Source organism: Clostridium prolinivorans (assembly GCF_004011155.1).
Classification (GTDB): Bacteria; Bacillota; Clostridia; order Clostridiales; family Clostridiaceae; genus Clostridium_AT; species Clostridium_AT prolinivorans.
The window spans coordinates 232,980-241,010 of the sequence record NZ_RJWG01000003.1; the positions used below are offsets into that span (position 1 = coordinate 232,980).

Sequence of the window (8,031 nt, forward strand, 5' to 3'; positions counted from 1 at the left end):
ATAAATTGTGATGGAGGGTGTATTTATGAGTGGTAAATTAAGTTGTAATGCTTTAAATTGTGTTAATAATGTTAATGGATTGTGTTCTGCAAATGTTATACATGTAATAGGAGCAGGTGCTCATAACAGCAGAGAAACCATGTGTAATACCTTTGCTCCTAAAGGATTTATAAATGCTGTTACAAATCTTCCAAATATGAATGTAGTTGGAGAAATAAAACAAGTATTTACAACAGAAAGCATAGAAATGAGTCCTTCTATAAAATGTGAAGCAATTAACTGTAAATACAATGAAAGCAGAAAATGTAAATCTTTAAATATTCAGGTAATTGGTTCTAAAGCTGGCAGTAGCGAAGAAACACAGTGTGAGACTTTTAAAATTGAATGAAATTATATATAAGAATGAAGTTTTAAAGCTTCATTCTTAATTTTTGCCTAATATATTTAATTTATATATATAATAAAGTATAATTATCAATGTAAGTTTAAAGTAAATATCAAGTTTAATAAAGCAATAAATAAGCAGGTGAATATATATGAATCAAAATTTAGCCATTGAAAAAAATAAAGATTACATTATAAATATAACAGGTATGGGATATGAAGGAGAGGGAGTAGGGAAGATAAATAATTTTACAGTATTTGTACATGGAGCTTTAAAAGGAGAAACTGTAAAGGTAAAAATAGTAAAGGTATCTAAAAATTTTGCTTATGGGAAACTTTTAGAAATTATAGAAAAATCAAAGTATAGACAAGAACCTAAATGTCCTATATATAAAAGATGTGGAGGCTGCCAAATTCAGCATATGTCTTATAAAGGTCAGCTTGAGTTTAAAACTCAAAGGGTAAAAGATGTTATAGAAAGAATAGGAAAGTTAGATATTAACGATATTAATATTCATGAAACATTGGGTATGGATAATCCATATAGATACAGGAATAAAGTTCAGCTCCCAGTAAAATTAGTAAATGGAGAAATTAAAATTGGATTTTATGCTCCAAGAACTCATGATATTATTTCTATGGACAGTTGTTATATACAGGATAAGACAGCAGATGAAGTAGTAAGGCTTACTAAAGAATGGTTAAATAAATATAATATTGAGCCTTATGATGAAGAAAAAAACAGTGGTAATATAAGACATATAATGATAAGAAAGGGTTTTAAAACTTCTGAAGTAATGGTAGTTATAGTAACAAAAGAAGAAAAAATTCCATATGTTGATGAATTTATAAACTTAATGATTAATAATATTTCAGGTATTAGAAGTATAGTACAAAATATAAATACTGAAAAAACAAATGTAATACTAGGACTTACTAACAAAGTCTTATGGGGAGATCCAATTATAAGTGATTATATAGGTAAATTTAAGTTTAATATTTCTCCACTTTCATTTTTTCAAGTAAATCCTGTTCAAACTGAAATTTTATATAATAAGGCCTTAGAATATGCAAATTTAACTGGGGATGAAATAGTATTTGATGCGTACTGTGGTACAGGAACTATATCACTTTTTTTATCTCAAAGGGCTAAAAAAGTTTATGGAGTAGAAGTAGTTTCGGAGGCTATTAAAAATGCACGAAAAAATGCAGAAGAAAACAATGTGAATAATGTAGAATTTTTAGAAGGTGAATCAGAAAAAATAATACCAAAACTTATTAAAGAAGGTATAAAAGCTGATGTCGTAGTAGTAGATCCTCCAAGAAAAGGCTGCGAAAAAAGTTTACTAGAAGCTATAGCAAAAATGAATCCTAAAAGAATAGTTTATGTTTCTTGCGATCCAGCTACTTTAGCAAGAGATTTGGCAATACTTCACAATCTTAATTATAAAACTTTAGAAATTCAGCCTATAGATAATTTTCCACAAACTGCACACGTGGAGACTGTTGTGTTGATAGAGAAGGAATAGGTTGGAATAGCTAGGTTCAAGGCATTTTAACTAAATATTCAGGTGTGTTTTTGTTCCCTTAGACGATAAGTTTAGGGGAATTTTTGTTAGGGGGTCTATTATGTACGCAAAAGTGGTGATACTTGCAAATTTAAGAAAAATTAATATTAATAGTGGATGTGTTAAAAATATAAAACCTTCTTAAATAGAAGGCTTTGTAATTTAATATAAAATTTCAAATTCAATTTCTCTAGAGTTGTTAAGATTGGTAACTCTAACTTGGCTTTCCCTAGGTATACAAAATGCTGGAATTGCAAACCAATTGTAGTCCGATGATCCAATATAAATACGTCCCTGTGAAACACTACAATCAATTTGGAAATGTGCAATGTCGTCCATAGTGTCCAAGAAATTCTGATTAGATGTTCTAAGTGCATTTAAATCAGTTCTATATTTAGTAGTGTTTGTGTATTCTGCAGCAGATCTAGTGAATACATCTAGCAAATTTGATTTTCTTATAAAGCCTGTATAACCGATAGTTCTTGCACGAACTTCATCATTATACTTGTAGATATTGCTTCCATTAGCAATATTTATACCTAGGTAGTTTTGGGCAAAGTCTAGTGAATCAGTTAGAGAAAGATATAATTTCTTTTCACCATTTCCAGTTGTTGAAGCCAGTTTCATATCACAAAAACTGTCTACTGCATTAACTATATACATAATCATACCCCCCAAAATTTTTAGTGACTACATATAATTATATATTTTAACCTGATTAATTACAACAACTAAGCTATTTGGATATGTAAAAACAATCAAATCAAATCCTAAAATTGGTGTAGCTATTAATTTATATAGGTTTTAATCATAATCTTGACTTAATCTAAACATATCAAGTACTAAGCATTTATTATCTTTTAAACTGAACAAATGTGTGGTATACTATTATGTACTTAAAGTACGAATTGAGGAGGTTAAAATGGGTTTTTCATATAACAAACTGTGGAAAATATTGATAGATAGAGGTATGAATAAAACAGCTTTGAGAGACGGAGTTGGGTTTACTCCTACTACATTATCAAGACTATCGAAAAATGAAACAGTCAGTATGAATATGCTTGCAAGAATATGTGAATATTTAAATTGTGATATAGGTGATATAGTGGAGTACAAATGTGAAGGTAAGGTGGGCAAGGGACATGATAAAGTTAGCAACGGTATTTAGCGGTATAGGAGCGATAGAGCATGCATTAAAAAGAATGGGGATACCATTTGAAATTGTATTTGCATGTGATAATGGAGATGTAGATATATTATCTAAAAAAGTACTTCCGGAGGTAAAGGATATTGAGGAAGAACTAATTCTCTTAAATAATATGGTAGAAAAGATAAAAAACACTAAAGGAAATGATAAAGCATATACTACAGAACTTGAAAATAATTTAAAACAGCTGGAATATGATTATAAAAATTTTTTGGATACCTTAATAATCCAACAAGAGTTGATTGATTTAGTAAAATCTTTATTATATAAGTTTATTGAAGATGGTTACTTTAATGATAATGTACGAAAGGCATACAAAGAATGGGTTGAGATTTTAGAAGATGAAAGCTATTCACAAAATCATAAAATTATTGAGGCTGAGAAAGCAATAATAAAAATAGAAGCTGACTATAAAAGGATATATGGAAAAAACTTTGTAGAGAGTGAGATTTTTTTAAACTTAAAAGAAAAAGAAACCTATATTAACATAGTCAATATTAGTGAATTCAAAAAAAGGGTTAAAAATATTAGGAATATATCTGAAGGGCTATCTATGTTACATGAAAAGATCAATACATTTTATATTTTGAAAGAATTAAGCAGTATTGAATCTTATGAGGATAAAAAAAGGTATGTAGATAAACTCTACGAGGGTAGAGAAAATCAAAATAAAGTTAAACAAACATACTTAGCAAATTATGATATAGATTTAAATCATTTTCATTGGAATGCCTCTTTTTTAGATGGCAATCAATATAAAGATAAAGTGGATTTATTTGTTGGAGGTAGTCCTTGCCAATCTTTTAGTTTAGTTGGAAAACAAAGGGGTCTTGAAGATACTAGAGGAACACTTTTTTATGAATTTGCAAGATTGATAAGTGAGATACAACCAAAAGTGTTTATATATGAAAATGTAAAAGCAGTATTGAGTAATGATAATGGTAGTACTTGGAACACCATGTGCAATATTTTTGATGATTTAAATTATACTTGGTATTATGATGTACTTAATGCTAGAGATTATGGAATTCCACAAAATAGAGAAAGGTTGTTCGTTGTTGGATTTAGAAATGATCTTAATTTTAAGGAATTCCAATTTCCAAAACCTATTCCACTAGAAAAGACAATGAAGGATTTTCTTCTTGACAATGTATCAGGAAAATATTATCTACCTAAAAAAGGTGTTGCCTTTGTAACTGATGAGAAAAACCTAGAAAAAAGGTATACTCAAATTAACGGAGAAATACAGCTTTGTCAAAAGAAAAATCAACAATTTAATTGGCATGGAGATTTTGTATTCGAAGAAGAGAACAAAGAAAAAGAAAAACTTATAGAGGACTTAGAAAAATATTTCTTATCTGAAAAAGTAAAAAAATACGTATTATCATCAGGTACGAAAGGATTCTATGCAAAACCTGAAATTGATTTAGATATAGCACGACCATTGTTAACTTCCATGCATAAAATGCATAGAGCAGGGGTTGACAACTATGTAACAACAGAAGGTCGAATAAGAAAATTAACACCTAGAGAATGCTTAAGACTTATGGGGTTCTGCGATAGCTTTAAAATTGTCGTTGCTGACACACCTATGTATCAACAAGCTGGGAATTCAATAGTCGTTGATGTACTAATAGCTTTAATGAGAAGTATTCTTGAAAGTTATTCTGAATTGGGTAAGGGGGAGTAAGTTATGGGTTATACACCTTTAGTTAGATGGAGAAATTTTACACTAGAAAATTTAAAGACTATCTTAGAAATATATCCAGATATGACAAGTACGTTGTCACGTTCAGAAGCTTTAGATATAATTGAACAGAAATTAAGTGGTTATAAAAGAACAGCATATCAATTCGCTTGTCAACTTGGGCTAGAATGTCGTGGAGATAAATTTAAAGTTCAAAACTATTTGTTTACTTTTGATGACGATAATCTAATAAAGTATCTTAACTTTTGGTTTAAAATGTATGTGACACCAAATCCATATATTAATTCAAATGAAGCACCTATCTCTATATTTAAAGCGTTAGCTGAAGAAATTTTAAGCACTGATAATAAACAAATTAGTTTCAATAGCTTTTGTGTTAAATATTTTGGTGAAGGAAAAAGTAGCGATATTTTAAAAAATGCCATTCAAGCATATGGTGATCCAATTGTTGTGGACGATGATATACTATATTTGCCTGAAAATAAAACAGATGAATTAATGTCGATATTATCAAAGGTTAATGATACTTTACCAATGAAAAACAATTTGGACAGAGAAGAGTTTTTTCAGAGATTTTCTTATGAACAGTTTTGTAAGTTCTATGATATTCCTTATTCAAAAGATGTTTTAGAAAATCTTGAAAATATAAATATGGCGGTGGAGCTAGAAATTGAAAAAAATCGAGTATCAGGAGGTTCTAATATTCTTTTATATGGTGTTCCTGGATCAGGTAAGAGCTGGACTATCGAACATGAGTACTGTAAAAAGGATAGTAATGTAGAACGACTAGTATTCCATCCAGACTACACTTACTCTGATTTTGTTGGTCAGATTTTACCAGATGTATCAGACGATGGACAAGTTAGTTATAAGTTTACGCCAGGGCCCTTTACTACTATCCTACGTGATGCATATGTTAATCCCCAAAAAGAATACATACTCATAATTGAGGAAATTAACCGTGGAAATGCACCAGCTATATTTGGAGAAGTGTTTCAGTTACTTGATAGAAAAGTAAGAATCAAAGAAGAAGATGATGATGATGTGTTTCCTATTGGTACAAGTGAATATGGAATTACTAATAAAAATATAGCTCTTGAGGTTTATGGAGATGCAAGACATAAGGTACGTATACCTTCAAACCTCACGATTATAGGGACAATGAATACATCTGATCAAAATGTATTTACTTTGGATACTGCTTTCCAACGTAGATGGGAAATGCGTATGATTGAAAATAGTTTTGACAGAGTGGATCCAAAATTTGCAAATGCAGAGATATTAGATACAACAGTTACATGGAAAAATTTCTGTGTTGCTATTAATGATATTATTGTAGGTAATAATGCAAGGATGACTTCTGCTGAGGATAAAAGGCTAGGCGCATATTTTGTTCATCTAAGAGATCTTGAATACAATGATGCAGCTGAAGATAAGACAGAGGGTGAGTATGACAACCTTTGCAAAAAGGAAAAGGAAAGAACCCTTACTTCTGATGAGAAAAAGCGTCTTGAAGAAATCAGAGATGCAATGAAGCATAATAGAAGATTTCCAGAAAAGGTTATAAAGTACCTGTGGGATGATGCTTTTAAATTCTCACGTGAAGTAGTCTTTGAAACGAATGAATATCAAAGTCTAGAGGCAGTAATCCGAAAATTTATGCAAGCTAAGAAATTTGAACGTTTTGCAATATTCAAACAGAATGTTCGCGATGCCTTTATCAATCAAAATAATATTGAATAAAATTAGTAGGCGGTGATTTTATATGAAGGAAGATTTAGATATTAGAAAACGCTGCCATGTAAATACGAATGAGGATGGAGATTGTTTTGTAGGAGTGAAGGCGGATTCTGATGATGCTATGATATACTTTCCACTTGGGTATCAACTGCCCGAAACAGATGCAGAAATTAGGACTGATATAAAGCATCTTTTTCAAGTACTCTCTGAGTTTACAGAAAAAAAAGATCGTGTGATAGCAATGAACAAGTTTGAAGCGCCTCAGAGTGTAGATTTTCCTATCCATGCATATCTAGAAGTAATTAATTACTACTTGGGAAAAGGTGGACAATATTATATTGAAACGGACCCAACTTATGTAACAAGTGCAAGAGGAAGTGCGCATTGGCCTAAAACTTTTAGAAATCAGACGCCACTTGTACAACAAAAAAACGGTACAAATTCACTTATTTATACCCAATTCACAGTTCGTTCGGTTACACCTAACGAATCAAAGCTCATTACACAGATTAATAAGTTTTGTGTTTATGAGAGTTTTGAAAAACTGGGTTGGTTATATGTCCCATATAAGCCACAGCCCCCAGGTCCTCATCCCGATATTAAAACATCAATTATCATAATTAATGATAAACTGATGCATACCTACAATGACAGAGATAAGAAATTATTTAAAGCAATGAAGGATATGCTAGAATATATGGATGAAAAGACATCTGAAAAGCAATTTTACTTTGGTACAGATAACTTTGAGGGTGTATGGGAACGATTGATAGATAGAGTATTTGGAGAGAAGAACAAAGAAAAATACTTTCCTCGAACTCGCTGGTTGCTCGACTATGGTAAACATAAAGAAAAGCGTCCATTGGTTCCAGATAGTATCATGATATATAATGGAAAATACTATGTACTAGATGCAAAGTACTATAAATATGGTTGGACTGGTAATCCATATGATTTACCTAATGCATCTTCGATAAGTAAACAGATTACTTATGGTGAGTATATTCAGCAAACTCAAAAGGTTGGAAATGATTCATTATTTAATGCTTTTATAATGCCTTATAATATGGCAAATAACTATTTTGGGCTAAATGAACCCATTGGTAGAATTGGAGAAGCTGTAGGAGATTGGAAATCAAATAAATTGAACTATGAGAGGATTCAAGGGATTGTGGTAGATACTAGATACTTAATGTATCACTATACAGGAAATCCTATAAAATGCAAAGTTCAACTAGCAGATTGCATAGAGGCGGTTCTTTCTAAAGGCGAAGTGCCACCACCTAAAGCAACAGAAAAATAAAAAAATAAAGGCTTCTGTTATACAGTGATTAACTGTACGACAGAGGCCTTTTTTATGGATTTATGTCAATATAGTAGACACAAAAACTCAAATTTTTATGCAGTTTTTCTTAAAGCATCTT

Annotated in this window: 7 protein-coding genes; 6 read left to right on the plus strand and 1 reads right to left on the minus strand. The window is 30.7% G+C overall.

The annotated features are described in order from the left end of the window. Positions 1 to 25 precede the first annotated feature (25 nt). Together EGD97_RS05200 and rlmD are read left to right on the plus strand one after the other, a co-directional pair. Entirely contained in the window at positions 26 to 388 is a 363-nt protein-coding gene (locus EGD97_RS05200; protein ID WP_127836653.1) for a DUF1540 domain-containing protein, read from the plus strand. Between the two features lie 148 nt (positions 389 to 536). Continuing rightward, positions 537 to 1,913 (plus strand): 23S rRNA (uracil(1939)-C(5))-methyltransferase RlmD, encoded by a 1,377-nt coding sequence (gene rlmD / locus EGD97_RS05205; RefSeq protein ID WP_127836654.1) that lies wholly within the window; start codon positions 537 to 539, stop codon positions 1,911 to 1,913. A 201-nt stretch (positions 1,914 to 2,114) separates the two neighbouring features. On the opposite strand, the gene EGD97_RS05210 is transcribed toward rlmD, so the two are convergent. After that, positions 2,115 to 2,615 (minus strand): hypothetical protein, encoded by a 501-nt coding sequence (locus EGD97_RS05210; RefSeq protein WP_127836655.1) that lies wholly within the window; start codon positions 2,613 to 2,615, stop codon positions 2,115 to 2,117. A 259-nt stretch (positions 2,616 to 2,874) separates the two neighbouring features. Between EGD97_RS05210 and EGD97_RS05215 the strand changes: the two genes are divergently transcribed. From EGD97_RS05215 to EGD97_RS05230, 4 genes are read left to right on the plus strand one after another with little or no spacing between them, the layout of a single operon-like run. Continuing rightward, positions 2,875 to 3,120, plus strand: coding sequence for a helix-turn-helix domain-containing protein (locus EGD97_RS05215; protein WP_127836656.1), 246 nt, complete (start codon positions 2,875 to 2,877; stop codon positions 3,118 to 3,120). Beyond that, a complete protein-coding gene (locus tag EGD97_RS05220) occupies positions 3,095 to 4,849 on the plus strand; it encodes a DNA cytosine methyltransferase (protein ID WP_127836657.1) in 1,755 nt (584 codons plus the stop codon). The genes EGD97_RS05215 and EGD97_RS05220 overlap by 26 nt, the downstream gene beginning before the upstream one ends. A gap of 3 nt (positions 4,850 to 4,852) precedes the next feature. After that, entirely contained in the window at positions 4,853 to 6,610 is a 1,758-nt protein-coding gene (locus EGD97_RS05225) for an McrB family protein (protein WP_228201973.1), read from the plus strand. Between the two features lie 22 nt (positions 6,611 to 6,632). Next, positions 6,633 to 7,910: an LlaJI family restriction endonuclease gene (locus EGD97_RS05230; RefSeq protein ID WP_127836658.1), complete on the plus strand. Its 1,278-nt coding sequence runs from the start codon at positions 6,633 to 6,635 to the stop codon at positions 7,908 to 7,910. Positions 7,911 to 8,031 lie beyond the last annotated feature (121 nt).